This window comes from Sphingopyxis sp. 2PD, assembly GCF_005503695.1.
Classification (GTDB): domain Bacteria; phylum Pseudomonadota; class Alphaproteobacteria; order Sphingomonadales; family Sphingomonadaceae; genus Sphingopyxis.
The window spans coordinates 25,802-52,162 of the sequence record NZ_SCMU01000021.1 but is presented as its reverse complement, the minus strand read 5'-3'; the positions used below and the strand labels follow the sequence as shown (position 1 = coordinate 52,162).

General features: G+C 65.7%; 30 protein-coding genes. 10 read left to right on the top strand and 20 right to left on the bottom strand.

What is annotated here, in order from left to right:
• Window positions 1-16: 16 nt before the first annotated feature.
• Window positions 17-1,342, bottom strand: coding sequence for an exodeoxyribonuclease VII large subunit (gene xseA, locus FFS18_RS13255; protein ID WP_137871187.1), 1,326 nt, complete (start codon window positions 1,340-1,342; stop codon window positions 17-19).
• Between xseA and purD the strand changes: the two genes are divergently transcribed.
• The 3 genes from purD (at window position 1,341) to FFS18_RS13240 (ending at window position 4,216) form a co-directional block, all read left to right on the top strand.
• Window positions 1,341-2,618, top strand: coding sequence for a phosphoribosylamine--glycine ligase (gene purD / locus FFS18_RS13250; protein ID WP_137871186.1), 1,278 nt, complete (start codon window positions 1,341-1,343; stop codon window positions 2,616-2,618). The genes xseA and purD overlap by 2 nt on opposite strands.
• Before the next feature lie 155 nt (window positions 2,619-2,773).
• Entirely contained in the window at window positions 2,774-3,475 is a 702-nt protein-coding gene (locus tag FFS18_RS13245) for a helix-hairpin-helix domain-containing protein (RefSeq protein ID WP_137871185.1), read from the top strand.
• A 312-nt stretch (window positions 3,476-3,787) separates the two neighbouring features.
• Entirely contained in the window at window positions 3,788-4,216 is a 429-nt protein-coding gene (locus FFS18_RS13240) for a hypothetical protein (RefSeq protein WP_137871184.1), read from the top strand.
• Window positions 4,217-4,270: 54 nt separating this feature from the next.
• Here FFS18_RS13240 and FFS18_RS13235 read toward each other — a convergent pair whose 3' ends face one another.
• Window positions 4,271-5,593 (bottom strand): hemolysin family protein, encoded by a 1,323-nt coding sequence (locus tag FFS18_RS13235; protein WP_137871183.1) that lies wholly within the window; start codon window positions 5,591-5,593, stop codon window positions 4,271-4,273.
• A gap of 215 nt (window positions 5,594-5,808) precedes the next feature.
• On the opposite strand from FFS18_RS13235, the gene FFS18_RS13230 reads away from it, so the two are divergent.
• On the top strand, window positions 5,809-6,498 hold the full coding sequence (locus tag FFS18_RS13230) for a YiaD family glycine zipper/OmpA-like lipoprotein (RefSeq protein WP_120217499.1): 690 nt from the start codon (window positions 5,809-5,811) through the stop codon (window positions 6,496-6,498).
• A gap of 55 nt (window positions 6,499-6,553) precedes the next feature.
• Here the strand turns inward: FFS18_RS13230 and FFS18_RS13225 are convergent, their stop codons facing one another.
• From FFS18_RS13225 to FFS18_RS13200, 6 genes are read right to left on the bottom strand one after another with little or no spacing between them, the layout of a single operon-like run.
• Window positions 6,554-7,180 carry a MarC family protein gene (locus FFS18_RS13225; RefSeq protein ID WP_137871182.1) on the bottom strand — a complete coding sequence of 209 codons (627 nt, stop codon included), beginning with the start codon at window positions 7,178-7,180 and terminating at the stop codon, window positions 6,554-6,556.
• A complete protein-coding gene (locus FFS18_RS13220) occupies window positions 7,177-7,851 on the bottom strand; it encodes a hypothetical protein (RefSeq protein ID WP_137871181.1) in 675 nt (224 codons plus the stop codon). The genes FFS18_RS13225 and FFS18_RS13220 overlap by 4 nt, the downstream gene beginning before the upstream one ends.
• Window positions 7,851-8,753: a bifunctional methylenetetrahydrofolate dehydrogenase/methenyltetrahydrofolate cyclohydrolase FolD gene (gene folD / locus FFS18_RS13215; protein ID WP_137871180.1), complete on the bottom strand. Its 903-nt coding sequence runs from the start codon at window positions 8,751-8,753 to the stop codon at window positions 7,851-7,853. The genes FFS18_RS13220 and folD overlap by 1 nt, the downstream gene beginning before the upstream one ends.
• A 2-nt stretch (window positions 8,754-8,755) precedes the next feature.
• Window positions 8,756-9,055: a YggT family protein gene (locus FFS18_RS13210; protein ID WP_137871188.1), complete on the bottom strand. Its 300-nt coding sequence runs from the start codon at window positions 9,053-9,055 to the stop codon at window positions 8,756-8,758.
• Between the two features lie 44 nt (window positions 9,056-9,099).
• A complete protein-coding gene (argB, locus tag FFS18_RS13205; protein WP_443029449.1) occupies window positions 9,100-10,008 on the bottom strand; it encodes an acetylglutamate kinase in 909 nt (302 codons plus the stop codon).
• Window positions 10,005-10,682 carry a queuosine precursor transporter gene (locus FFS18_RS13200; RefSeq protein WP_120217503.1) on the bottom strand — a complete coding sequence of 226 codons (678 nt, stop codon included), beginning with the start codon at window positions 10,680-10,682 and terminating at the stop codon, window positions 10,005-10,007. The genes argB and FFS18_RS13200 overlap by 4 nt, the downstream gene beginning before the upstream one ends.
• 115 nt (window positions 10,683-10,797) lie before the next feature.
• Between FFS18_RS13200 and FFS18_RS13195 the strand changes: the two genes are divergently transcribed.
• The 3 genes from FFS18_RS13195 to FFS18_RS13185 all read left to right on the top strand — a co-directional run bounded on the left by FFS18_RS13195 (window position 10,798) and on the right by FFS18_RS13185 (window position 13,193).
• Window positions 10,798-12,141 (top strand): NupC/NupG family nucleoside CNT transporter, encoded by a 1,344-nt coding sequence (locus tag FFS18_RS13195; RefSeq protein WP_249340399.1) that lies wholly within the window; start codon window positions 10,798-10,800, stop codon window positions 12,139-12,141.
• Window positions 12,142-12,246: 105 nt separating this feature from the next.
• Window positions 12,247-12,858 (top strand): beta/gamma crystallin-related protein, encoded by a 612-nt coding sequence (locus FFS18_RS13190; protein ID WP_137871179.1) that lies wholly within the window; start codon window positions 12,247-12,249, stop codon window positions 12,856-12,858.
• An 11-nt stretch (window positions 12,859-12,869) separates the two neighbouring features.
• Window positions 12,870-13,193: an MliC family protein gene (locus FFS18_RS13185; protein WP_137871178.1), complete on the top strand. Its 324-nt coding sequence runs from the start codon at window positions 12,870-12,872 to the stop codon at window positions 13,191-13,193.
• Window positions 13,194-13,333: 140 nt separating this feature from the next.
• Here the strand turns inward: FFS18_RS13185 and FFS18_RS13180 are convergent, their stop codons facing one another.
• From FFS18_RS13180 to gluQRS, 8 genes are all read right to left on the bottom strand, one after another.
• The gene (locus FFS18_RS13180; protein ID WP_137871177.1) at window positions 13,334-14,476 is read right to left on the bottom strand and encodes an epoxide hydrolase family protein; all 1,143 of its coding nucleotides are present in this window, start codon (window positions 14,474-14,476) and stop codon (window positions 13,334-13,336) included.
• Between the two features lie 31 nt (window positions 14,477-14,507).
• The gene (locus FFS18_RS13175) at window positions 14,508-14,996 is read right to left on the bottom strand and encodes a hypothetical protein (RefSeq protein ID WP_137871176.1); all 489 of its coding nucleotides are present in this window, start codon (window positions 14,994-14,996) and stop codon (window positions 14,508-14,510) included.
• Between the two features lie 37 nt (window positions 14,997-15,033).
• A complete protein-coding gene (locus FFS18_RS13170; protein ID WP_137871175.1) occupies window positions 15,034-15,900 on the bottom strand; it encodes a 3-hydroxyacyl-CoA dehydrogenase NAD-binding domain-containing protein in 867 nt (288 codons plus the stop codon).
• A 166-nt stretch (window positions 15,901-16,066) separates the two neighbouring features.
• Window positions 16,067-17,053 (bottom strand): L-histidine N(alpha)-methyltransferase, encoded by a 987-nt coding sequence (egtD, locus tag FFS18_RS13165; RefSeq protein ID WP_137871174.1) that lies wholly within the window; start codon window positions 17,051-17,053, stop codon window positions 16,067-16,069.
• 4 nt (window positions 17,054-17,057) lie between these two features.
• Window positions 17,058-18,332 carry an ergothioneine biosynthesis protein EgtB gene (gene egtB, locus FFS18_RS13160; protein WP_137871173.1) on the bottom strand — a complete coding sequence of 425 codons (1,275 nt, stop codon included), beginning with the start codon at window positions 18,330-18,332 and terminating at the stop codon, window positions 17,058-17,060.
• Window positions 18,333-18,704: 372 nt separating this feature from the next.
• Window positions 18,705-19,286, bottom strand: a complete 582-nt coding sequence (locus tag FFS18_RS13155) for a cob(I)yrinic acid a,c-diamide adenosyltransferase (RefSeq protein ID WP_137871172.1) — start codon at window positions 19,284-19,286, stop codon at window positions 18,705-18,707.
• Window positions 19,287-19,312: 26 nt separating this feature from the next.
• On the bottom strand, window positions 19,313-19,537 hold the full coding sequence (locus FFS18_RS13150; RefSeq protein WP_120217513.1) for an HIG1 domain-containing protein: 225 nt from the start codon (window positions 19,535-19,537) through the stop codon (window positions 19,313-19,315).
• Window positions 19,538-19,546: 9 nt separating this feature from the next.
• On the bottom strand, window positions 19,547-20,398 hold the full coding sequence (gene gluQRS, locus FFS18_RS13145) for a tRNA glutamyl-Q(34) synthetase GluQRS (RefSeq protein WP_137871171.1): 852 nt from the start codon (window positions 20,396-20,398) through the stop codon (window positions 19,547-19,549).
• Window positions 20,399-20,568: 170 nt separating this feature from the next.
• Between gluQRS and FFS18_RS13140 the strand changes: the two genes are divergently transcribed.
• Entirely contained in the window at window positions 20,569-21,135 is a 567-nt protein-coding gene (locus FFS18_RS13140) for an HNH endonuclease (protein WP_120217515.1), read from the top strand.
• Between the two features lie 77 nt (window positions 21,136-21,212).
• Window positions 21,213-21,635: a YbaY family lipoprotein gene (locus FFS18_RS13135; RefSeq protein ID WP_137871170.1), complete on the top strand. Its 423-nt coding sequence runs from the start codon at window positions 21,213-21,215 to the stop codon at window positions 21,633-21,635.
• 54 nt (window positions 21,636-21,689) lie between these two features.
• On the opposite strand, the gene FFS18_RS13130 is transcribed toward FFS18_RS13135, so the two are convergent.
• On the bottom strand, window positions 21,690-22,088 hold the full coding sequence (locus tag FFS18_RS13130; protein ID WP_120217517.1) for a hypothetical protein: 399 nt from the start codon (window positions 22,086-22,088) through the stop codon (window positions 21,690-21,692).
• A 185-nt stretch (window positions 22,089-22,273) separates the two neighbouring features.
• Window positions 22,274-22,498, bottom strand: coding sequence for a hypothetical protein (locus FFS18_RS13125; protein WP_137871169.1), 225 nt, complete (start codon window positions 22,496-22,498; stop codon window positions 22,274-22,276).
• On the opposite strand from FFS18_RS13125, the gene ahcY reads away from it, so the two are divergent.
• Window positions 22,491-23,906: an adenosylhomocysteinase gene (gene ahcY, locus FFS18_RS13120; protein WP_137871168.1), complete on the top strand. Its 1,416-nt coding sequence runs from the start codon at window positions 22,491-22,493 to the stop codon at window positions 23,904-23,906. The two genes, FFS18_RS13125 and ahcY, sit on opposite strands and share 8 nt — an antisense overlap.
• A gap of 64 nt (window positions 23,907-23,970) precedes the next feature.
• Here ahcY and FFS18_RS13115 read toward each other — a convergent pair whose 3' ends face one another.
• Both FFS18_RS13115 and FFS18_RS13110 read right to left on the bottom strand, forming a co-directional pair.
• Window positions 23,971-25,554 carry a tetratricopeptide repeat-containing sulfotransferase family protein gene (locus FFS18_RS13115; protein WP_137871167.1) on the bottom strand — a complete coding sequence of 528 codons (1,584 nt, stop codon included), beginning with the start codon at window positions 25,552-25,554 and terminating at the stop codon, window positions 23,971-23,973.
• On the bottom strand, window positions 25,551-26,339 hold the full coding sequence (locus FFS18_RS13110; RefSeq protein WP_120217520.1) for a hypothetical protein: 789 nt from the start codon (window positions 26,337-26,339) through the stop codon (window positions 25,551-25,553). Before FFS18_RS13110 ends, FFS18_RS13115 begins: the two co-directional genes overlap by 4 nt.
• Window positions 26,340-26,361: the final 22 nt, after the last annotated feature.

The window sequence follows — 26,361 nt, the reverse complement described above, 5'->3', positions numbered from 1 at the left end:
GCCGGGGGAGAGATCGTTACCAGCGCCGCGCTGCCGCCTGCGCCCGCGCGGCGCTGGTAACGATCTCTCCCCCGGCATCGCGCACCATCGCATAGCCCCGCGATAGCAGCGCCCGCGGGTCAAGGCTGTCGAGCAGCCGCCCCAACCCGCCCAGCCGCGCGCGATCACGGTCCCAGCGTCGCGCGAGCAATGCGGGGCGCAGCGCCGCGCCGCGGGTCGCCAACCGCTCGCCGACCACCGCCAGCCGCTGCCGCTGGCTGCGATCCAATCGGTCGGCACTATCGTCGAGCCGCTGGCGCTGCGGCGCATAGAGCCCCTCGCGCTTCGGCAGGTGGCGCGCCAGCGCGGCGAGCCGTTCGCGCGCCAGCGCCTGATGCCGGTTCGCCGCACCGACCATCCGTCCCGCCCGCTGGAGCAGCAATTCGCGCAGTTCGGCGCGCACCGGCACCGCCATTTCGGCGGCGGCGGTCGGGGTCGGCGCGCGGCGGTCGGCGGCATAATCGGCGAGCGTCGTGTCGGTTTCGTGCCCGACCGCGCTGATCGTCGGGATGCGGCAATCGGCGATCGCCCGCACCACGACTTCTTCGTTGAACGCCCACAAATCCTCGATCGAGCCGCCGCCGCGCGCGACGATGACCAGGTCGGGGCGCGGCACCGGCCCGCCGGGCGCGATGGCGTCAAAGCCGCGAATGGCGCCCGCGACCTGCGCCGCCGCACCGTCGCCCTGCACCAGCACCGGCCAGACGATGACATGCGTCGGAAAACGGTCGGCAAGGCGGTGGAGGATGTCGCGGATCACCGCGCCCGTCGGCGAAGTCACGACCCCGATGATTCGGGGCAGCCGCGGCAAATCCTGCTTCCGCGCCTGATCGAACAGCCCCTCGGCGCCCAGCCGCGCCTTCAGCTTTTCGAACAGGAGCATCAACGCGCCCTCGCCCGCGACCTCGAGGCTATCGACGACGAGCTGATATTTGGAACGCCCCGGATAAGTGGTAAGCTTGCCCGTCGCGATCACCTCGATCCCGTCCTCGGGCCGGAAGGCGAGGCGCGCCGCCTGCCCCTTCCACATCACCATGTCGATCAGCGCATTGTCATCCTTCAGCGCCGCATAGAAATGGCCCGACGCCGCGCGTTTCGCGCCCGAGAGTTCGCCGCGCACGCGCACGCGTGAAAAGCCGTCCTCGACGGTGCGCTTGATCGCCGCCGACAATTGGCTGACCGTCATGGCGGGCGCCCCGTCGCCCGACGGCGACTGACCAAGATTGTCGCCGGGCGAATGCTCAGCTAACAGCCGCGCCGCGGGGTCGGTTTCGGACGCCGTATCGGGAAAAGGGACAGACATGAACATCCTGCTGGTCGGATCGGGTGGCCGCGAACATGCGCTCAGCTGGCAGTTGGCACAATCGCCAAGCTGCGCCAAGCTCTATGCCGCACCCGGCAACCCCGGCATCGAAGCCCATGCCGAATGCGTCAGCATCGCCGCCGACGACCTCGACGGGCTTGTCGCCTTTTGCACCGCACACGCGATCGACTTCGTCGTCGTCGGCCCCGAAGCGCCGCTCGTCGCGGGGCTCGCCGACCGGCTGCGCGCGCTCGGCATCGCGACCTTCGGCCCCGGCGCCGCGGCGGCGCAGCTTGAAGGCAGCAAGGGCTTCACCAAGGATCTGTGCGCCCGCGCGTCGATCCCGACCGCCGCCTATGCCCGCTGCGCGAGCGCCGAGGAAGCGCATGCCGTGCTCGAAGGGTTCGACATCCCCGTCGTCATCAAGGCCGACGGCCTCGCCGCTGGCAAGGGCGTCATCATCGCCGAAAGTGCCGAACAGGCCGCCGCGGCGATCGACGACATGTTCGATGGCGCCTTCGGCGGCGCGGGTGCCGAGGTGGTGATCGAGGAATATATGACCGGCGAGGAAGCGAGCTTCTTTGCCCTGTCCGACGGCACCAATGTGATGGCGTTCGGCAGCGCGCAGGATCACAAGCGCGTCGGCGACGGTGACGTCGGCCCCAACACCGGCGGCATGGGCGCCTATAGCCCCGCCCCGGTGCTCACCGCCGATCTCGAAGCGCAAGTGATGGACCGCATCATCCGCCCGACGGTCGCGACCCTCGCCGCCGAGGGGACGCCCTATGTCGGCGTGCTGTTCGCCGGGCTGATGCTCACCGACATGGGGCCGAAGCTGATCGAATATAATGCGCGTTTCGGGGATCCCGAATGCCAGGTGCTGATGATGCGCTACGCGGGCGACCTCGCCGCCCTGCTTTACGCCGCATCGACCGGCGCGCTGGCGGATGCGCCGCCCCCCGCTTTCGCCAGCGACTATGCGCTGACGGTGGTGATGGCCGCGAATGGCTATCCGGCGACCCCCGAAAAGGGCGGCGCGATCCATGGCATCGCCGATGCCGAAAGCGGCGGCGTGCGCGTATTTCACGCGGGAACCGCGCGCGACGGCGATACCATCATTGCCGCAGGCGGGCGTGTGCTCAATGTCACCGCGACGGGGCGCACCGTTACCGAGGCGCAGGCGCGTGCCTATGCCGCGGTCGACAAGCTCGATTTCGCCAGCGGCTTCTGCCGCCGCGACATTGGCTGGCGCGAAGTCGCGCGCGAAGCGCGCTGAGGGGCTGGCGCGAAGTCGCGCGCGAGGCGCGCTGAGGGGCTGGCGCGAAGTCGCGCGCGAGGCGCGCTGACGGGCTTGCGCGCGCGGCCAGGCAAAGCGTTGCTGGACGGCGCGGACGCACGCGCATAGGCTGACGGCAAGACAGGGAGAATATCATGGCGTGGCTTCAGGAAAATTATGTCATCGCGGTCGTCGGGCTCGTCGTCGCGGTCGTCCTGCTCTGGTTCCTGTTCGGCCGCAAAAAGGCCGAGGATGCCGCGCCGACCGTCACTCCGCCCGCAGAACCGAAAAAGCCGCTCGAAGCGGCAAAGCCCGAGATCGTCGCGGCCGAACCCGCCCGCTTCAAGCCCAGGGAACCCGCGCCAGCGCCCGCGCCACCGGTCACGCCCCCGGTCGCGGCCACGCCGCCGGCGCCCCCGGCACCCCCGGCACCCGAACCGGTCGTCGAGGTGGCACCCGAACCCGCAGCGCCGCCGCCACCCGCCGAACCGGCACCCCCGCCGTCTGCCCCCGCGGCGGATCCCGAACCGGCACCTGCTCCGTCGCCCGCGCCCGAACCTGCTCCGGCTCCTGCTTCCGAACCGGCTCCGGCTCCGGCTGCCGCCAAGGCAGACAATCTGCAGTTGATCAAGGGGCTCGGGCCCAAGCTCGCGGGCCTGCTGAACGGCCTTGGCGTCACCAGCTTCCAACAGATCGCTGACTGGACCGACGCCGATATCGCCGCGATCGATCCCCAGCTCGGCGCCTTCCAGGGCCGCATCGCGCGCGACAATTTCGTCGATCAGGCGGGGTATCTGGCGCGCGGCGACAAGGCGGGGTTCGAAGCGAAATATGGCGCGCTGGGGGGCGAGTTGTAACGACAGGTTCCGACCGGTTGCGGACGTAGCCGATCCTCCCCCACCGGGGGAGGGGGACCACCCGAAGGGTGGTGGAGGGGCACAGGAGGTTACCGCAGCGCCGGGCTGGAAGAGCCAAGCGTTCCGGGAACGTAGCAATGGAGCACGACTTCGGCGGCAAGGCAAACCGATGGTGCCCCTCCACCAGCTTCGCTGGTCCCCCTCCCCGTTCCGGGGAGGATCGCTGCGTCCGCGCCCCAACCCAGACCCGACCGTTCACCTCCGCCGAAAAAGTCCTTTCCTACATTATTTCACTATGTTCCAAACTGGTCCATGGAACATCCCGACTCGTCCGCCCCACTGCTCGCCGGCACCTGCCTCGCCTTCACCCCCGTGTCCGCGCAGCGCCGCCGCGCCGGCGGGTGGACGCCCGAAATCCAGCTATGCTTCATCCGCGCCCTCGAAGCGATGGGGTCGGTCGGGCGCGCGGCGAAGGCCGTGGGCATGGGGCGCCGCTCGGCCTATCGCCTGCGCGAACGACCCGGTGCCGAAGACTTCGCAGCGGCCTGGGACCGTGCCCTGTCGATGGGCCGGATGCGCCAATTCGACTATGCGATGGACCGCGCGCTCAACGGCGTGACCACCGTCCGCATCCTGCGCGGCGGCGCGATCGACGTCACCGGTGGCCCCGACATGGATATTGTCCGCGCTGCGCTGCGCGAGGACGCGGCGCCGCTTAAAGCCACAAAGGACACATTTTGAATGGGCGCGGGCGAGGCTTTTGTGGCTTTAAGCCGCCAGCGGACCCTGTTCGGCCTAGGCTTCGTCGGCGTCCTTGGGCCGCGACAGCTCGGTCACCAGCAGCTTGTCGATCTTGCGCCCATCCATGTCGACAATCTCGAACCGCCAGCCCTTGTCGGTGAATTTCTCGCCCAGCTTTGGCAGATGCTTGAGAATCGCCAGCACATGACCCGCGGCGGTCGCATAATCGCGATCATCGTCAAGCTCGATCCCCAACCGTTCGGCCATCTGGTCGGCTGGCATCGATCCGGCAATCAGCAGGCTGCCATCATCGCGTTCGACGACGAACGGCTCGCTGCCGATGTCCTGGTCCGACGCAAACTCACCCGCAATCGCCGCCAGCAGGTCGGCGGGGGTCACCAGCCCTTCGAAATGCCCATATTCGTCGTGGACAAACAGCATCGGCACGTCCGCGGCGCGCAGCGCCTCGAGCGCGTCCATCGCGTCGATCTGGTCGTGGATGACCTTCGCCGGGCGCATCAGCTGTTCAAGGTCGAGCGCTTCGCCGCGAAACAGCGCCGCCGCAATGTCGCGCGCCTGCACGACGCCGACGATGTCGTCGACCGATCCGCGCGCGACCGGCAGGCGGCTGTGCGGCGTTTCGACCAGCTTGTCACGGACCCCGCGCGCGTCGAGCGAAATGTCGATCCAGTCGACGTCCTTGCGCGGCGTCATCACTTCGCGGACCGGGCGATCGGCGAGCCGCACGACGCCCGAGATGATCGCGCGCTCGCTTTCCTCGATCACCCCCGATTTCGACGCCTCGGCGACGATCAGGTGGAGCTCCTCGGCGGTCACCCTGTCCTCGGACTCGCGGTTCAGTCCGAGCACGCGAAAAACCAACGCCGAGCTGCGGTCGAGCAGCCACACGAGCGGTGCGCCGATTTTCGACAACCACAGCATCGGCAGCGCCATGAAGATCGCGATCGGCTCCGGCGCACGCAGCGCAAATTGCTTGGGCACCAGTTCGCCTGCGATCAGCGAGAAATAGGTGGTGACGGCAATCACCACGGCAAACCCCGCGGTCAGCGCGGTTTCGTCGTCGAGGCCGAGCAGCGCCTGCAATCGGTCGCCGACCGGTCCGCCCAGGCTGGCGCCCGAATAGGCACCCGCCAGAATGCCGATCAGCGTGATGCCGACCTGCACCGTCGACAGAAAGCGCCCGGGATCGGCGGCGAGTTGGCGTGCGACCGCGGCACCGCGGCTGCCGCGCTTTTCGGCGGCCTGAAGGCGCGGCGCGCGCGCCGAGACGATCGCGAGTTCCGACATCGCGAAAACGCCATTCAAGAGGATCAGGACGGCGATGATCGCCACGTCGGACCAAGGAAAAGGGCTCATCGGGCGGTCGTGCGGCGCTTCAGCGCCTGGCCCCTGTCATCGTCGATCATGGCGATCCTATAGGGCAAAGCCACCGCAATGCAAAACGCCAGCTGAATTGGCGCATCAGCGGCGGTTCAGGCGAAATCGGGAACCAGATCGCCAGCCATATGTTATCGGCAGGAGCGGCGGTTTGCTCGGGACCAGATGCAGCCGCCAAAAAAAGGGAGCGACCTATGAATATCAAGACGATCAAACTTGCGGCAATGGCCACCATGAGCGCCGTGGCGCTGGCGGGCTGCGTTACCGACCCGGTGACTGGCGAGCGCAAGATTTCGAAAGCCGCGATCGGCGGCGTTGGCGGCGCACTCGGCGGTTATCTGCTCGGCGACCTGATCGGCGGCAAAAACAGCCGCACCGAAGAAATCGTCGGCGCGGGCATCGGCGCGGTCGCCGGAGCCGGGGTCGGCTATTACATGGACCAGCAGGAAAAGAAGCTGCGCGAGCGCACCGCCGGCACAGGCATCGATGTCGAGCGTCAGGGCGACCAGCTGGTGCTGAACATGCCGGGCGACGTCACCTTCGACCTCAACAGCGCGATGGTGAAAAGCCAGTTCCGCGGCGCGCTCGACAATGTCGCCTCGACGCTGGCCGAATATCCCAGCACCTATATCGACGTCTATGGTCACACCGATTCGACCGGCAGCGACAGCTATAACCAGGGTCTGTCCGAACGCCGCGCCTCGTCGGTGGCCGACTATCTGGCCGGTCGCGGCATCCAGCGCGCGCGCATGGCGACGATGGGTTACGGCGAATCGCAGCTGAAGTGCACTCCGGAGCGCAGCGAGGCCGATTATCAGTGCAACCGCCGCGTCGAAATCCGCATCGCGCCGGTGACGCAGGCCGACGTCAACGCCGCGCGCTAACAGGGTTCCATTCCCGTGGAAAAGAAAGGGCGTCGCCGAAAGGCGGCGCCCCTTTTTATCCGAGGCTGGGGAAGCTGGCCTTAAGCCCATCGATGACGAACTGCGCGGCTAGCGCGGCCAGCAGCACCCCGAGCAGGCGGGTGATCACCGCCTCGCCCTTGTTGCCGATAAAGCGCATCAGCGGCCCCGCCGCGAGCAACGCCGCGAGCGTCATCAGCAGGACGAGCAGCAGCGCCCCGAAAATGACGAACGCGCGGTCCAGCCCGTTGTTTTGGGCGACGAGCAGCATCACCGATGCGATCGATCCCGGTCCGGCGAGCATCGGCATCGCCATCGGGAACACCGACACATCCTCGACATGCGATGCCGCAACCTTTTCCGCCCGCTGCTCACGCCGCTCGGTGCGCTTCTCGAACACCATGTCGATCGCGATCATGAACAGCATGATGCCACCCGCGATGCGGAAACTGTCGAGGTCGATGTGCAGGAAGCTGAGCAGCGCCTCGCCGAACATGGCGAAAAAGACGAGGATGCATCCTGCGATCACCGTCGCCCGGATCGCCATCGACCGGCGCTGCTGCGCGCTGGCACCGGTGGTCAGGCTGGCATAAATTGGCGCACAACCCGGCGGGTCGATGACCACGAACAGCGTGACAAAGGCCGAGATGAACAGGTCGATCATGGCTGTTTGGGCGCCGCGACCTGATCGTCGATTACCGTCGCCATCGTCTTGCCGTCCCACAGCCGGATCGTCACCCGGCGCGATTGGTCGGGGCGAACGGTCGAGGTCCAGCTCAATGTCTGGTCGGGCGACAGGCCGACCGCCATGTCATCACCCTCTGCCCCGGCTTCGATCGGCACCGCGGGACGCGACCCGCACGCGGCCTGTTTGGATTCGATGAATTCGGGTGCTTCGCGGGCAGTGCTCAACGCATCGCCATGGTCGAGGATCCAGCTGATCTTGCCGCTTCGGGGATCACGCATCCAGACGGTGCTGAAAAATCCGTGCGCCGGTCCCTTTTGCCACGCGCCCGTCGTCGCCCCGCTGTTGCCGTCACAGCTGACATACACCGCGTGCGGTTGCCACCTTACCGCCTCGGCCGGGTCAGCTTGGGTTTTCAGCCAGTCGCGGGCCTTCACCCGCTGCGGCACAAACATCACCGCGTCCGGGTGCGATGTTTCGCGAAATGCGGTCCACTGCCCCTTTTCCTGCGCTAGCCGTGCAAAACCGATTTCCGCGGCCACAAAGGCACTGGGGTTCGCCGCCAGCGGGCGATTGCGGATGTCGTCACGATTGCCGCCGCAGCCGGCAAGCAGCGACAGCGCAAGGACGGGAAGCAGCAGCGGGCGCATCAGAAACCTTCCGGATCGGCGAGCGCCGCGCGGCGGTGCGCGGCGACGAGCGTGTTGCGGAGCAGGCAGGCGATCGTCATCGGACCGACCCCGCCGGGAACGGGGGTGATTGCCGACGCCAGCGTCTGTACTTCGGCATAGTCGACATCGCCGACCAGCCGACCCTTGGCCGCGCCATCGGCGGGGGGCAGGCGATTGATGCCGACGTCGATCACCACCGCGCCCGGCTTGATCCAACTGCCCTTGACCATTTCGGCGCGCCCGACCGCGGCAACGACGATGTCGGCGCGGCGGACCAGCGCGGGCAGGTCTTTAGTGCGGCTGTGCGCCATCGTCACCGTTGCGTTCGCGCCGAGCAGCAATTGCCCCATCGGCTTGCCGACCAGGATCGAGCGCCCGACGACGATCGCGTCCTTGCCGCTGAGATCGCCGAGCCGATCCTGCAGCAGCAACAGGCAGCCATATGGGGTGCACGGCACCATGCCCGGGATGCCAAGCGCGAGACGCCCGGCGCTGACCGGGGTCAGCCCGTCGACATCCTTGTCGGGGTCGATCGTTGCGACCGCCGCCTGTTCATCAAGGTGGCCGGGGAGCGGCAGTTGCAGCAATATGCCATCGACCGCGTCGTCGGTATTAAGCGCTGCGAGCAGCGCCTCGACCTCGTCCTGCGTCGCGGTCGCGGGCAGGCGATGCTCGAAACTTTCCATTCCGGCGGCGACCGTCGCCTTGCCCTTTGAACCCACATAGACCGCGCTCGCCGGATCGTCGCCGACCAGCACCACCGCCAGCCCCGGCGCGCGCCCCGTGGCGGCGACAAAGGCCGGGACCGCACCGGCAATCCGCGCGCGCAGCCCGGCGGCGAACGCCCTGCCGTCGATCACATGCGCCGCGGTATCAGCCATCGTCACGCCATGCCATTCGCATAGGCGAGGCGCGCGAGATAGCTGAGCACCGGCCCATCGAGAATGATGATGATGATCAGCACCAGCATCGGGGTCAGGTCGAGCCCGCCAAAATCGGGCATGATGCGGCGGAACGGGCGGTACAGCGGCTCGGTAATCCGGTCTAGCACCGTCCACAGCTGATTGACGAAATCATTGTGCGTGTTGATCACATTGAACGCGATCAGCCACGACATCACCGCCTGTGCGATGATGAACCACCACAGGACCGTCAGGATGATGTGGACGATCTGGAGGAGCATGAGAACCAAGGCGATTTCTCCGAAAAAGGATCTTGCCGCGTCTCTTAGCGGTGAATGAGCGTCCCCGCACCCCTTGCGGTGAAAATTTCGAGCAGCATCGCATGCGGGATGCGCCCGTCGAGGATGACTGCTGCCTCGACCCCGGCATCGACCGCGGCGACGCAGGTTTCGACCTTGGGGATCATCCCGCCGGTGATCGTTTCATCGGCCTTGAGCGCGTCGATCGCCGCGCGGTCGAGGTCGGTCAGGAGGTTCTTTTCCTTGTCGAGCACCCCGGCAACGTCGGTGAGCAGGAAAAACCGCTTGGCGCCCAGCGCCCCCGCGATCGCGCCCGCCATCGTGTCGGCATTGATGTTATAGGTCGCCCCATCGGCGCCGAGCGCCACCGGCGCGACGATCGGGATGAAATTGTCATTGGTCAGATTGACCAGGATCGTCGGATCGACCGCGACAGGTTCGCCGACAAATCCCAGATCAACGTGGCGCTCTATCCCCGAATTGGGGTCGGGCTCGGTCCGGCTAACCTTTTCGGCGAGCACCAGATTGGCGTCCTTACCCGAAATGCCGACCGCCCGCCCGCCGAGCGCCGCGATCCAGCTCACGATTTCCTTGTTGATCTTGCCCGCCAGCACCATTTCGGCGACCTCCGCCGTGGCGGCATCAGTGACGCGCAGCCCGCCGACAAAGGTCGATTCGATCCCGAGCTGCTTCAGCATCGCGCCGATCTGCGGCCCGCCGCCATGGACGACGACCGGATTGATGCCGACGGCCTTCAGCAGCACGACATCTTCGGCGAAATCGCGCTGCGCTTCGGGGTCGCCCATCGCGTGACCACCATATTTGATCACGAAGGTCTGGCCCGCATAACGCTGCAGATAGGGCAGCGCCTCGACGAGCGTTTCGGCCTTGGCGAGCAGATCGGGCATTTTCGACGGATCGGTCATCGCCATCATCCGCCGTTCTTCGCATCGAGGCTGCGGCCCAGCGCGACCAGCCCGGTGATGACGAAGGGAATGACCGCGATCGACAACACGACCTTGGCCAGCATTTGGCCGCCCATCAGATTGGCGATCGGGAACACGCCGTAAAAGGCGATGGTCACGAACAGCAAGGTATCGACGATCTGGCTGAGCGCGCTCGCGACCGCGCCGCGGATCGCCAGCCAGGTCGTGCCGGTCCCGGCGCCTTCGCGCCCGCGCAGCTTGCTGAAGATCGTGACGTTCAGAAATTGCGAGGTGCCATAGGCGACGATGCCCGCCGCCATCAGGCGCGGCGTCTGACCCAGAATCATGTTGAAAGCGGCCAGCCGCGCAGGCTCCATCTCAGGCGCAGCGGGTAGCCAATAGACCAGCGACGTCAGCATGATCGACAGGACCAGCGGGACAAAGCCCCACAGCACCAACTTGTTCGCGGTGGATTGACCTTGCAGTTCCGACACTGCGCTCGACAGAGCAACGAGGATGAGGAACGGGAAGATCCCGGCTTCCACCGCCAGCCCGCCAAACAGCGCGACCTGCTTGTTCCCCAGCACCCCGGCGAGCACGACCATGCCGCCATAGATAATGGTGAAAAGAAAGAGCGAGGGCGAAAGCGTGCGCGGCAGCGCCGTCGATGTGGTGTCGGTCATGCCGCCCGATAGTCGCTTTTGTTCAGCGTGGAAAGATGCGCGTGGCACCGGCACTTGCCCCACCGCCAAAGCCCGCTAGACAAGGCGCAACAGATTGCGGGGGACGCACAAGAATATGGAACGCCTGATTGGTTTGGTTGGCATCGTCGCGCTGCTCGCGATTGCCGTGCTGTTTTCGTCGAACCGCCGCTGGATACGCCTGCGCGTCGTCATTCCCGCCTTCCTGCTCCAGGCCGGTTTTGCCCTGCTGGTGATCGGCACGCCGTGGGGCCGCGCGATCATCCAGGCGATGTCGAATGCCGTGTCGAACCTGCTCGGCTATGCCAAGGCGGGGACCGATTTCATCTTTGGCCCGCTCGCTTCGCCCGAAATCGGCGCGAACAGCTTTGCCATCGCGGCGCTGCCCGTCATCGTCTTCTTCGCCTCGCTGATCTCGATCCTCTATTATCTCGGCATCATGCAGCTGGTGATCAAATGGGTCGGCGGCGCCATCCAGAAGATCACCGGCATCACCAAGGTCGAAAGCCTCGGCGCGGCGGCGAACATCTTTGTCGGCCAGTCCGAATCGCCGCTGGTGATCCGCCCCTATCTCGCAGGCCTCACCCCGCCGCAGCTGTTCACGATCATGACCGTCGGCATGGCGGGGGTTGCCGGGACCATTTTGGGCGCCTATGCCAGCATGATCGGCGAACAATTGCTGCCTTATCTGCTCGCGGCCAGCTTCATGTCGGCACCCGGCGGCATCCTGATGGCCAAGATCATGATGCCCGACGATCCCAAGGATCTGGGCATCGAACCCGTGATCATGCCCGAGGCGAGCCATGACGAGGAGAAGCCCGCCAACATCATCATGGCGGCGGCGCAGGGCGCGCAGACCGGGGTCAAGCTGGCGGTCGCGGTCGGCGCGATGGTGCTCGCCTTTGTCGCCCTCGTCGCACTCGCCAACGGCATTCTCGCCGGGGTCGGCGGCTGGTTCGGCTATCCCGACCTGTCGTTTCAGGCGGTGATCGGCACGCTGTTCCGCCCGGTCATGTGGCTGATGGGTGTACCGTGGGACGAAAGCGCCGTCGTCGGCGGGCTGTTCGGCAGCAAGATTGTGCTCAACGAGTTCGTCGCCTTCATCGACCTCGGCAAGGTCCAGGGCGATATGTCGCTCGCCGCGGTCGCCATCGCCACCTTTGCGCTGTGCGGTTTTGCCAATTTCAGCTCGATCGCGATCCAGATGGCGGTAACCGGCGGCCTCGCCCCCAACCAGCGCCCGATGATCGCCAAGCTGGGGCTGAAGGCGCTGCTCGCAGGCAGCCTGTCGAACCTGATGTCGGCAGCGCTCGCCGGGTTGATGCTGGGCATTGCACCGCCGGTCGCAGCGCCGCCTGCGGCACCCGCGGCCGTCGCCGCCCCTACCGAAGCGCCTGCGGCGGCACCCGAAGCCGAGACCACAGCGACCAAGGCGCCCTGACCCGGCCAAATCCGCGCTTGGGAGAATTTGCAAGCCCCCGGCAAATGGCGTAACTTGCGGTTCGGAAACGAGTCCCGGGTCGCCCTCGCCAACAGGGAGTTTGCCATGAAAATCGCATATCGTTTGTCGATCCTCGCCGCCGCTGCCGTATCGATCGGGACGGGAGTCCTTGCGACCTCCAGCGCCCAGACGCCCGACGACAAGATGTACCGCCCGCCCGAAGCAACGATTTACCGCGATGCCGGCTATCGCGGCCCCGCGGTGTTCGTCGGCGAAGCCAAGCCGAACCTCGGGCTCGCCTGGCCGGTCAATTCGATCCGCGTTGCCAGCGGCCGTTGGGAACTCTGCGAAAAGACGCGCTTTCGGGGCAATTGCCGTACCGTCGAGCGCGATACGCCGATGCTGAACAGCATTTTGCGCGGGCTGGCCATCCAGTCGATCCGCCCGGCGGGTAGCGGTGGCGGCTGGAATCCCAACCCGCCCGCCAATGATCAGGTCGCGCGCGGCAATTTCGCCGAATTCCACACCCAGCCATCGACCGGCGGCACCCGCGTTCTGGCCTGCACCAGCGGCTCGTCGACGGCAGCCTGTGCGGCGCGCGCAGCCGATAATTGGTGCCGGACGATCGGGTGGAACGGGTCGGCGCGCGAGCATATGGAAACCGTCGGCGGCCGCGAATATCTGGCCGACGTGCTCTGCGTCCGTTCGGGCTATTGAGGGAGGATGCGATGATGCACGCGATGAAAATCGCCGGCCCTGCGGTCGCCGCGTTGTTGCTGTCCGCCTGCATGTCGGTCGGCGGACCGGGGGTCAGCACCTATTATGAATGCGACCGCGGCACCCGGCTGAAGGTCGATTTCAGGGGCGACCGCGCGCTGGTCAGCGTCAACGGGGGCCGCCCCGAAGCGATGCGGTCGACCCCCGCGGCGAGCGGCGCGATTTACGAGAACCGCGCCGGCTGGCGGCTGCATACCAAGGGGAACGAGGCGATGTGGAACACCGCGCTGCGCTCGTCGCCCGAAACCTGCCGCCAGGTGGTGGTGCCGCGCTAGCGCCAGTCTTGTTGCAGCACAATCATATGCTACCCGTAGCCCTGAGCCTGTCGAAGGGCGCTTATCGGCGATAGGCGCCCTTCGACAGGCTCAGGGCTACGGTATAATCTGAACAGAACGGATCGAGGTCCCTGACCGCATCAAAGTGCCATCTTCGCCAGCGCGGCGCGGACCTCGCTGACGAACAGTTCGGGCTGCTCCCACGCGGCGAAATGGCCGCCGCGGGGCAGTTCGTTCCAGTGGACGATATTCTTGTAGCGCCGTTCGGCCCAGCGTCGCGACAGCCGCATGATTTCGTTCGGAAACAAGCTGCACCCCGTTGGCACCAAGATTTCGCCCGCGGCGAAATTGCGGAAACTGTGCCAATAGAGCCGCGCCGATGACGCCGCGCTCGCGGTCAGCCAATAGAGGCTGATCGTGTCGAGCATCGCATCCTTGGGCAGCGCCTTCTCCGGATGGCCGCCGATCGACTGACCGCCCGGCTGATGCCCGCAATCGGTCCACCCGTGGAATTTTTCGGCAATCCACGCCATCTGCCCGACGGGTGAATCGGTCAGCGCATAGCCGATCGTCTGTGGCCGCGTGGCGTGCTGGGTCGAATAACCGCTGTCCTTTGCCTGATACCAGCCAAAGCGCGCTAGATAGAGTTTTTCCGCCTCGCTGAGGTCCGTCATCAGGTCGGGCGGCGGCGCGCCCACCACCATATTGACGTGGATCCCGGCGCAATGATCGGCGTGATTCATGCCGATCGCACAGGTCACCGCGCTGCCCCAATCGCCGCCCTGCGCAAAATAGCGATCGTAGCCGAGCGCGACCATCAGCGCATCCCACGCGGCGCCGATATGCTCGACGCTCCATTTCGCCTCGGTCGGCTTGCCCGAAAAGCCATAGCCGGGCAGCGACGGGATCACGAGGTGATAGTCGACCGACAAAGGCTCGATGACGTCGAGAAATTCCAGCACCGACCCCGGCCAGCCGTGGGTCAGCACCAGCGGCCGCGCGGCGGGATTGCCAGAGCGGATATGGAGGAAATGAATGTCGAGCCCGTCGATCGTTGCGAGATAATTCGGGAGCGCGTTCAGTCGCGCCTCGATCCGCCGCCAATCGTAGCTGTCCCGCCAATAGGCCGCGAGTTCCTTCGCATAGGCGAGTGGGATGCCCTGATCCCAGTCGTCCACCGTCTCCTTCTCGGGCCAGCGCGTCCGCGCCAACCGGTCTTTGAGATCGTCGAGCGCCGCCTGTGGCACATCGATGGTGAAGCTGCGGATATTGGCAACGTCCATCACATTCCCCCCTCCCATTGCCCGCCGCGTGTCAGGGCCGCGCGGGCGCCTTGCAACCGCGTTGCAGGCCGACACCTTTCAGGAACCCGCGCCGCACCGTCCCCGCATAGACCGCGGCGGCATAGCGCCGCCGTTCGGCATTGGCGCCGGTGACTTCGCCGATCAGGCCGCGAAAGGGAATGATCGATCCGGCGAGGCTGCCCGCGACGCGGCCCGCGGTTTCTTCGCGCTTCTTTTCGCGGTCCTTGTCGACCACTTCATTGACATCGGGACCGAGCACCTCGTTGAGCTCGGTGACTTCGCGGATGATCGCCGAACATTTGCCGAGCCCCGCCAGCGAATAGGGATCGGCCTGGACCGCGACCAATTTGGCGGGCGCTTCCTTGCCGTCGAACGGTTCGGTGACCTGATTGGCGGTGTCCTTGAGCGTCGAATCTTCGGGCGCCCCCTGCTGGGCAAAAGCGGGCGCCGCGATGGCCAGTGCGGCGAACGATAATCCTGCGAAAATCTTCCTGTGCATGTCACGCCTCCTTCGCTGCCCCCTGACAGCCAATCCGCTAACGCGTCGGAACCGGTTCGGCTCCCGTCCAGTCGTAAAAGCCGCGCCCCGCCTTTTTGCCAACCCAGCCCGCCTCGACATATTGGACGAGCAGCGGCGCCGGGCGGAACTTGGGATCGCCGGTGCCGCTGTGCAGGACGCGGATGATTTCAAGACAGGTGTCGAGCCCGATGAAGTCGGCGAGCGTGATGGGTCCCATCGGATGGTTGAGCCCAAGACGGCAGCCGGTGTCGATGTCCTGCATCGTCGCAACGCCTTCGCCCAGCGCGAACACCGCCTCGTTGATCAGCGGCATCAGCACCCGGTTGACGATGAAACCCGGCGCGTCGTTGGCGTGGACGATTTCCTTGCCGAGCCCGCGACCGAACGCCTCGACGGCTTGCAGCGTCGCGTCGCTGGTGGCGAGGCCGCGGATCAGCTCGATCAGCCCCATAACCGGCACCGGGTTGAAGAAATGGACGCCGATAAAGCGCGCCGGATCGGGCGACGCCTGTGCAAGGCGGGTGATCGGGATCGAGCTGGTGTTGCTGGCGAGGATGGCGGTCGCCGACAGATGCGGACCAACGCTGGCAAAGATTGCGCGCTTGATATCTTCACGTTCGGTCGCCGCCTCGATGACCAGATCGGTGGGCGCGAAGGCGCTGTGATCGGCGACGGGGGTGATGCGGGCGAGCAGCGCGTCGGCGTCACCCTGCGTCATCTTGTCCTTGGAAACCAGGCGAACGAGCGTCTTGGCAATGCCCGCCTTGCCTGCTTCGGCGCGCGCCAGGTCGATGTCCGACAGCAGCACGTCATGCCCCGCCCCCGCCGACACCTGCGCGATGCCCGCGCCCATTTGCCCTGCCCCGATGACGCCGACGATCATTTGCTGTCCCCTATCATTCTTAAAACACCCCACCGCCGTTCGCCCTGAGCTTGTCGAAGGGCCGTTTTTACCTTTCGACCGGCGCAACAAAGAAGGACGGTCCTTCGACAAGCTCAGGACAAACGGAATAGGATGGACCGTTGCTCTAGGTTCTGATGTCCGGCCGTCAAGGTGCGGAGCGGAACTCGGTTGCTTCGGCAAGGATCAGCGCGAAGGCGGGATCGGCATCGTCCCACGTCGCGATCGGGGTCCACCCTCCGGCGCGCAGCAGCAGATTGGCGTCGCGCGGGCCATATTTGTGGCTGTTCTCGCTGTGGATCGTCTCGCCCTTCGCCATCTGATATTCGCGGCCGTCGACGGTGAAATCCATGTCGCACGCCGCCACCAGGTGCATTTCGATCCGCGCATGTACGTCGTTCCAGATCGCGCGATGGGTGAAATTTTCCACCGGAATGTCGCCGTCCAGCTCGCGGTTGATCCGTTCGAGAAGGTTGAGATTGAAGGCCGCCGTGACCCCGGCCGGGTCGTCATAGGCGCGCTCCAGCACCGCAATATCCTTGATCCGGTCGATCCCGATGAGCAGCAAAGACCCGTCGCCGAGTGCCTCGCGCCAGTTGCGGAGCAGGTCGATCGCGGTGCGCGCGACCATGTTGCCGATCGTCGATCCCGGGAAAAAGCCAAGCTTGGGCAACGGGCAAATCTCGCGCGGCAGCGCAACGCGCTGGGTGAAATCGGCCTCGACCGGATAGACTGAAAGGCCGGGGAAACGCGCGGCGAGCGCCGCGGCGCTGTCGCGCAGGAAATCGCCCGAAATATCGACCGGCACATAGGCGGCGGGCGCGATCGCGCCGAGCAGCAGCGGGGTCTTGGTCGAACTGCCCGACCCCAGTTCGACCACCGCCCGGCCCGGGCCGATTGCAGCGGCAATATCGGCGGCGTGGCGCGTCAGGAGGTCGGTTTCGCTGCGCGTCGGATAATATTCGGGGAGCGCGGTGATATCCTCGAACAGCGCCGATCCGGTCGCGTCATAAAACCAGCGCGCGGGAATCGCCTTTTGTTGTTGCGCCAGTCCCGCGCGGACGTCGGCGCGAAAGGCGATGTCGACCCCCGCGTCGTCCGCCGAAACCTGACGAAGATTGCGCACGACGCCCATGGTTTCAAATATCCTTTGCGAGGCGGAGGCCGGTGAACTGCCAACGCTGGTGGGGGTAGAAGAAGTTGCGGTAACTGGCGCGAAGATGGCCGCGCGGGGTCGCGCAGCTGCCGCCGCGCAGCACGAACTGGCCGCTCATGAACTTGCCATTATATTCGCCGACCGCGCCGGGCGCGGCGCGAAAGCCGGGATAGGGGCGATAGGCGCTGCCGGTCCATTCCCAGACGCTGCCGAACATCTGTTGCAGATCGGTGTCATCGCCGGTCGCCGCGGGTTGAACCGGCCCGGCGGCGTCGAGCTGCTGTCCCGCAGCCGGATCGAGCCCCGCCGCCGCGGCCTCCCATTCGAACTCGGTCGGCAGGCGCGCGCCCGCCCAGCTGGCGAAGGCGTCGGCTTCGAAAAAACTGATGTGGGTGACGGGCGCAGCGGGGTCGATGTCCTGCCATCCCGCCAGCGTGAACTGGCGATCGCCATCCCAATAGGCGGGCGCGTCGACTCCCTCGGCCTGCACCCATGCCCAGCCGTCACTGAGCCATAGCGAGGGGGTGTGATAACCGCCGTCGGCGATGAACTGTTGCCATTCGCCGTTGCTGACCGGGCGGCTGGCGAGCGCATGGCGCGCGAGGAGCGTATCGTGGCGCGGGCCTTCGCAATCGAAGGCGAAGCCGCCCCCAGCATGGCCGACGCCGACGATACCCGCCTTGCCCTCGATCCATTTCATGGCGGAAAACTGCGAAACATTACGCGCGATTTCGCTGTCCCAGACCGCCGGGCCGAGGGGGTTCTGCGCAAAGAGATGCTTGAGGTCGGTGAGCAGCAATTCCTGATGTTGCTGCTCATGATGGATGCCAAGTTCGACCAGCGACAAGGCGGCGGCGGGCAGATCGGGCAAGGCGGCCTGCACCGCGGTGTCGACATGCGCGCGCCAGATGCGGATGTCGTCGAGCGACGGGCGGGTCAGCAACCCGCGCTGCGGGCGCGCGTGGCGCGGCCCCTCGGCCTCATAATAGCTGTTGAACAGATAGGCGTAGCGATCGTCGAACAGACGGTATCCCGCAAGATGATCGCGCAGGATGAAGGTTTCAAAGAACCAGGTCGTGTGCGCGAGATGCCATTTGGCGGGCGAAGCGTCGGGCATCGACTGCGCGCTGGCGTCGGCGTCGGACAGCGTTGCGACGAGGTCGAGCGACAGGCGGCGCGTTGCCGCGAAGCGGCTGGCCAGCGCCAGCGCATTATCGGCACCGGTGGCAACGGGCGGAACATCTGTCTGGCTAGCCATAAAAAGGATAATCCCCCGAGGTCCGATTCGGTTTCGCGGTGGGCAGGAATATGGTTACGGCGCGAGGGCTTGTCCAGAACATTTAGAGAACGACGTCCTTGTCGTTCGAAGCGAGCTGACCCAGCGGCGTTGAAGGGATTCGCACAAAGGCGCAGAGGACGCAGAGATTTTTTGGTTCACGCGGAGGCGCGGAGACGCGGAAAAAAGAGCCGTATGCCCTGAGCTTGTCGAAGGGCCGCTCTTCCTGAAACCTCGCAAGAGAAGAACGGTGCTTCGACAAGCTCAGCACGAACGGGGTTGAGAAAGTCGCACCGCGTCTCCGCGTGGACATCTTTTCTCAGCGATCTCTGCGCACACCATTCTTCGTTGCCGTCAGCGCGTCGCGCCGGGTTTCCAGAGAATGTCGCCGCTGGCCGCAGCGTTCAGGTGGCGCGTCAGCACGAACAGATGGTCGGACAGGCGGTTGAGATAGGTCAGCGCGAGCGGGTTGAGGTCGCGGTCCGCACCGGCGGCGACCGCGGCGCGTTCGGCGCGCCGCGCGACCGCGCGGGCGACGTGCAGGCGCGCCGCGGCCTCGGTGCCGCCGGGGAGGATGAAGCTGCGCAGCGCCTCGAGATCGTCATTCATCGCGTCGATTTCATCCTCCAGCCGCGCGATCTGGCCGGGGACGATGCGCAGCGCCATGTCGTGCGGGCCGAAGCCGAACTGGATGTCGGCGGGGGTGGCAAGGTCGGCGCCAAGGTCGAACAGCTCGTTCTGGATCCGCGCCAGCATCGCGGCGGCGTCGCTGCCGGGATCGAGCGCGGCGACCGCGACACCGACCCAGCTGTTCGCTTCGTCGACATCGCCGATCGCCGCCATCAGCGGCGCCGATTTGGCGATCCGCGAACCGTCGACAAGGCCCGTGGTGCCGTCGTCGCCGGTGCGCGTGTAGATTTTGTTGAGCTTGACCATTTAGCGAAGCCTGCGCGGCGGCAGGATCAGCCGCCCGCGGCGAGCAGGCCGATCAGGACGAGCAGGATGATGGTGATCGCCTGCCATTTGACGCGCGCCATCATCATCTTGTTTTGCATCACCTGATTTTCCTCGACTTTCCCGTCGATCACCGCCTGATGACCTTGCGAAAAATAGAAGAGCCCCCGCGCGAGCGAGAACAGGACGAAGCCGGCCGCCACGACGACGCCGATGATCAGCAGAATGTTCATGCCCCCTATTTAGGGCATTTGCAGCGAATAACCAGTGGGAAGCCGCGCCGCGAGCAGATCGGCGGCGAGCGCGGGGCCGTCCACGCCCGCGGCGCGGAGCGACGCGAGCGAGGCCGCGGCGTCGCGCTTCGCCAGCCTTTTGCCGTCGGGGCCGCAGACGAGCGGATGATGCCGGTACAGCGGGGTCGGCAGGGCGAGCAGTGCCTGGAGCAGGCGGTGGACATCGGTCGACGCGAGCAGGTCGGCGCCGCGGATGATATGCGTGACCCCCATCATCGCATCGTCGAGCGTGCTGGCAAGGTGATAGCTGGCGGGCGCATCCTTGCGCGCGAGGACGATGTCGCCATGCGCGAGCGGGTCGGCGATCCGCTCCCCCTGCCCCTGTTCCTCCCACGCCAGCGCGCCGGTGGTCAAAACCGCGCGCGCCATGTCGAGGCGCCAGCAATGCGGCTCGGTCGCCATCCGCCGTTCGCGTTCGGCCGCGGGGAGGTCGCGGCAGGTGCCGGGATAGACTGGCCCCGAAGGTCCGTGCGGAGCGCTCAGGCTGGCGGCTATGTCGGCGCGGGTGCAGAAACAGGGATAGACAAGGCCGCGGGCACGCAGGCGATCGAGCGCGGCGGCATAGTCGTCGAGCCGGTTCGACTGGCGCAGCGGCTCGCCGTCCCAGGCGAGCCCGAGCCACGCGAGGTCGGCGAGCGAGGCGGCGACATAGTCTTCGCGCGAACGGCTGCCGTCGATATCGTCGATGCGGATGACGAACCGGCCGTTCGCGGCGCGCGCCGCATCATGCGCCAGTACCGCGCTATAGGCATGGCCGAGATGAAGGTCGCCGGTCGGGCTGGGCGCGAAACGGGTCAGCATCGCGCTGGTAAAGATTCCATATACTGTGCCGCGCTCATCGAAATCCTTCCATATCTTGCGGCAGATGCCCCCTTGACGTCAGAATCTGATGCGGCATGTAATGATCGTGTCACGCAGGGAAGGCAGTGGCGCGCCATCCCGAGAAGCGAAGGGGGCTGCGTTACCAAGCCATGTTTCATCCCGATCTTGCCCGGCATCCCGATAGTTGTCCCGCGCTCGTCCTGAACGCCGATTATACGCCGCTCAGCTATTATCCGCTCAGCCTGTGGCCGTGGCAGACCGCGGTCAAGGCGGTTTTCCTCGACCGCGTCACCATCGTCGAAAATTACGAACGCGAAATTCATTCGCCGACGCGGACGATGCCGATCCCCAGCGTGATCGCGCTGCGCCAATACGTGAAACCGTCGCAGCACCCGGCGTTCACGCGCTTCAACCTGTTCCTGCGCGACCGTTTCGCCTGCCAATATTGCGGGTCGGGCAAGGATTTGACCTTTGACCATGTCGTCCCTCGGCGGCTGGGCGGGCGGACGACGTGGGAAAATGTCACCACCGCCTGCGCGCCGTGCAACCTGAAGAAAGGCGGGCGCACCCCGCAGCAGGCGCATATGCCGATCCACCGCCAGCCGTGGCGACCGACGAGCTGGCAGTTGCAAGACAATGGCCGCTGTTTCCCGCCCAATTATCTGCACGAAAGCTGGATCGACTGGCTCTATTGGGACGTCGAGCTGGAAGGCTGACCGCCGGGCAACAGGTCGGACAGACAGGGTTCATCGCGGCGAGGCTAATCGCCGCGCGCCATAACAGGAGAACAGCCATGGTCCGTCTCGCCCGCGCGCTCGCGCTCAGCCTCGCCACCCTGCCGCTCGCCGCGTGCGCGACGCTGGGACCGTCCGAACAGCCGGTGTCGGTCACCGGCCAGATCAGTTATCGCGAGCGCATGGCTTTGCCGCCGACCGCGCAGGTGCAGATCCAGCTGAGCGACGTCAGCCTGATGGACGCGCCGTCGCACACGATCGCCGAGCAGAGCTTTACTGCCGACGGGCGCCAGGTTCCCTTCGCCTTTTCGTTCACCGTCGATCAGAACAAGCTCGATCCGCGCCACAGCTATGCGGTGTCGGCGCGCATCACCGACGCATCGGGGCGGCTGATGTTCATCACCGACACGCGCAACAGCGTCGCGTTCGATGGCCGCAGCCGGATCGACATGGGGACGCTCATGCTGGTGAAGACGCGCTGATCCCCCTGATCGTCTGATCGTCGCCCCTGCCGCGGGGCGGGAGCGACGATCAGATTACCGCGCCAAAGCCAGCAGTGGACGACCGGCGGCGAGGTTCGCGCGCGCGGTGCGGGCAGCCCAGCGCGAATCGACATAATCGCCATTCGCCAATTCGAGATCGTACCGGATCGGGCTGGCGAGGGCCGCATCATAGGCGGCGGCGGCTTCGCTGGTGCGACCCAGACGAGCATAAGCGGTGCCGAGGTTGATCAGCCGCGACGGATCGCGGGCGTCGAGATTGGTGTCGCCGGTCAGCTTGGCGATCGCGGCGTGATTTTCGCCGGCGCGCAGTTCGGCATAGGCCACCGGCAGCGCGGCCGAATCGGCCTGCGGTCCGGTGACGACGATGATCGATTGCGCGGCAGCCGGGGTCGCGAAAGCCAATGCGATCAGCGGCAGCAATATTTTTTTCATCTCTCTATCCCCTCGAAAACTTTGGGCGATTTTCTCGCTCATCGGCGGAAAAGTCAATGTTTTCGGCACTTTGTAACACTCGTGTCACAATCACGAATTATGCTAGTCGCAAGGCGTATTATAAGTCAGGATTTTCAGAATCTTGGCTTGCCCGACTCGTTGTCACAATTTGGTGACGTCGATTGTCACAATTGCGCCTGCTGAAAATTAATTTTGGCGCCGGTGCATTTTGCGCCGCCGATTCGCGTGTCCGCGCCGTTCGGCGGATCGAGCCCGGATTGCGATATAAAGAAAAGTTTATATTTGATCGGCGGCGCGCTTTCGGCTAGGGCGCGCAACATAATTACCCATGACTTCGTGGCCGCTCGCCTGCGGTCGTACTTGCCGATATGGAGAATCCCCGTGGCCACTCTCGCCGCCGACACCCGTGATTATGTCGTTGCCGACATCAGCCTCGCCGATTTCGGGCGCAAGGAAATCAACATCGCCGAAACCGAAATGCCGGGCCTGATGGCGCTGCGCGCCGAATATGGCGCGGCGCAGCCGCTGAAGGGCGCGCGCATCACCGGATCGCTGCACATGACGATCCAGACCGCAGTGCTGATCGAGACGCTGACCGCGCTCGGCGCCGAAGTGCGCTGGGCGACCTGCAACATCTTCTCGACGCAGGACCATGCCGCCGCCGCGATCGCCGCGACGGGCGTGCCGGTGTTCGCGGTGAAGGGCGAAAGCCTCGCCGATTATTGGGACTATGTCGGCCGCATCTTCGACTGGGGCGTGGAAGACGGCACCACCTGCAACCTGATCCTCGACGATGGCGGCGACGCCACGATGTTCGCGCTGTGGGGCGCGAAGCTCGAGGCCGGCGAGACGATGCCGGCGCCCGAGAATGAGGAAGAAATCGAGATGCAGCGCGCGCTGAAGGCGTTTGTCGCGGCGAACCCCGGTTACCTCACGAAGACGGTCAAAGCGATCAAGGGCGTCTCGGAAGAAACGACGACCGGCGTCCACCGCCTGTATCACATCGCCAAGAAGGGCGAGCTGCCCTTCCCCGCGATCAACGTCAACGACAGCGTCACCAAGTCGAAGTTCGACAACCTCTATGGCTGTAAAGAGTCGCTGGTCGACGCGATCCGCCGCGGCACCGACGTGATGCTGGCGGGCAAGGTCGCGACCGTCGCGGGCTTCGGCGACGTCGGCAAGGGCAGTGCCCAGAGCCTCCGCAACGGCGGCGCGCGCGTCCTCGTCACCGAAATCGACCCGATTTGCGCGCTGCAGGCGGCAATGGAAGGCTTCGAGGTCGTGACGATGGACGAAGCGGTGAAGCGCTCGGACATCTTCGTCACCGCGACGGGCAACGCCGACGTGATCACCGCCGAACATATGGCGGCGATGAAGAATATGGCGATCGTCTGCAACATCGGCCACTTCGACAGCGAGATCCAGATTGCGGCGCTCGCTAACTACAAATGGACCGAAGTGAAGCCGCAGGTGGATTTGGTGGAATTCCCCGACGGCAAGCAGATCATCATCCTGTCGAAGGGTCGCCTCGTGAACCTCGGCAACGCGACCGGCCACCCGTCGTTCGTGATGTCGGCGAGCTTCACCAACCAGACGCTGGCGCAGATCGAGCTCTGGACGCGCAGCGAGCAGTACAAGAACGACGTTTACGTCCTGCCCAAGCATCTCGACGAAAAGGTCGCGGCGCTGCACCTCGAAAAGCTGGGCGTGCAGCTTTCGAAGCTGAGCCAGAAGCAGGCCGATTATATCGGCGTGCCGGTCGAAGGGCCGTTCAAGCCCGACCATTATCGTTACTGATTAAGTTCCACCAACGTGGATCAGAGCGGCCCGCTCCCTTCGCCGGGAGCGGGCCGTTTTACGTTCAGCGCGCGAGCGGCCCGAGCGCGTCGCGCAGCGGCCCCAGCCATTCGGCATAGGGTTTCCACACGTCCATCCCGTCGCGGTTGAGCGGGCGGCGCACCTGCTCGCTCGACGGGGTGCGCACGACGCGGTCGAGCTTGTGAAATTCGAGCAGCGCCGGGTCCCAGTCGAGGCCGAGATAGCCAAGCGCCGGGCGCAGCTGCGCTTCGGGGTCGGCGACCATCGCTTCATAGTCGATATGATGAACCAGCGTCGGCGCGACGCGATCCAGATGCGCCATCATCCGCACATAATCGGTGTAGCATTGGCCGATGTCGGCGAGCCGGAACGATGAGGCGTGGGCGCGCGAAAAGCTTTGCGAGAAATTCGAGAAGCAGCAGTCCATCGCATCGCGGCGGATATCGAGGAACTTCGCCTGCGGCAGGATGCGGCGGATGAAGAGGATGTTGCTCCAATTGTGCGGCAGCTTGTCGATAAAATAGCCGCGGTCGGTCTTGCGATGCAGCGCGGCGCGGCGAAGATAATCCTGCCCCATCGCGGCGGCGGCAGCGTCGGGGATCTGCGCGATCAGCTGCGGCACCGTCACCTTGCCGCGCCGCGTCGCCATCTCCATCGCGCCGCGCAGGATCGCGGGGGCATAGGGTAGCTCGCCGACGGGTTCGATTGCGGGGTGGCTGCCGAGCATCTGTTCGAGCAGCGTCGAGCCCGAGCGCGGCAGGCTGACGATGAAGACCGGCACCGCGTCGCCGACCGGCTCGGCGCCAAGCCGCGCGACAAAGGCGGGGTCGACGGCCGCCTCGACCTCGGCGACTTCGGCGGTCAGTTCGCGCGCGTCATAGCCGATGTCGTCGGCGCGCTGCTGGTTGCCCTGCTCATAATGGTCGAACGCCTCGCGATAGCGGCCGCGATCGTGGAGCGCGCGGGCAAGCGCAAAGTGGAGCGGGGCGCTGTTGCGGACGTCGATCGCGATGCCGATCATCCGCTGCATATGGTCGACATCGGCGTCGGTCAGCACGCGGCTCTTGATATTGGCGAGCGCCCACCAGGCCTCACCGCATTCGTCGTCGGCGGCGATCGCGTTGCGATAGGCGGCGATCGCGGCATCGACCTCGCCCGCGGCGCGCAGGCTGTGGCCATAGGCGATCCAGTGGTGCGGCTTGTCGCCATGCTGCTCGGCCAGCCGCTGCTGGATCGCCTGCGCGTCGGCATTGTGGCCCAATTTGTCGAGGATCAGAGCGTGCATCGCCGGGATGACGGGATCGTCGATCTCGGTTTCCAGCGCCGCGAACAACGCCGCCGCTTCGTCGAGCCGTTCCTGCTGGTTGAGCACCGACGCGAGGTGGCGGCGGACCTGGACATCGCGCGACCCGGCGGCGAGCGCACGGCGCAGGAAATGTTCGGACTGGCCAAGCGCGCCGAGCAGCATCGCGATCTCGCCCAGCTTCGCGAGTCCCTGCGGCTCGTTGGGACACGTCCGCAGATGGGCGATGACCTGCTGCGCCGCCTCTTCGAGGCGTCCGGCGTTGGCGAGCGAGGTGGCGCTGATCAGCAGCGGAAAGGCGCTGACGGTGCCGCCGACGGTCATTCGCTGTAACCCAGCACGGCGCGCAGGCCCGGCGCCTGATAGTCGACCAGCGCGCGGTGACGCGCGCCGAGCGTCGCGGGAAAGTCGAGCGCCACGCCGGTGAGGTTGCCGCGCGCGGTACCGCTTTGCGCCGGGTCGGCGCCGATGCGGACGCGCAGCCGCCAATCGTCGGGGCGATCGATGCCGCAGGCGGTGAGCAAGCCCGTGAAAAAGGCCTCCGCGGAAGGCGTATCGAGGTCGGCCAGATGCCGGATCAATTCTTCATAGGTCACGACATGGACGCGCGCCCCGAGCCACGCCGCGGCGTTCATTTCATAGATGTCGTTGAGTGACGGCGCCTTGCCGGGCAGGCCAAAGATCATCATCGTCAGCAGTTCATCGACCGTCAGCGCGCCGGTCTTGAAGAAATCCATATTGCCCGAAAACTGCTCCGACGCGAAAAAGCGCGCGCGCGCGATCACCCAGTCATAGGGATCGCGATAGAGCAGGATGCGCCGCGCCGGCGCGGTTTCGATCGCCGAGGCATCAGCGAAGAACAGATGGCCCCAGCTGAGCTGCGGCCGCGCGGGATCAAAAGCGCCGCGATGCTGTTGCAGGTTGGGCCACTGGATGAAATCGCGCGCATATTGCTGTGCGACCGGCACGAACATGCGGATGATGTTGCGCAGCAGGTGGCTGCCGCTTTTCGGAACGCTGTTGAGGAACACCGGCTGGCGCAGCGGCGCCTGGACAAAGCGGCGGTTTTCGGCGTCGAGCGTGTCGGCTTTCACCGTGACTTCAGGCATCGGGCGCGGGCGTTCCTTTGGG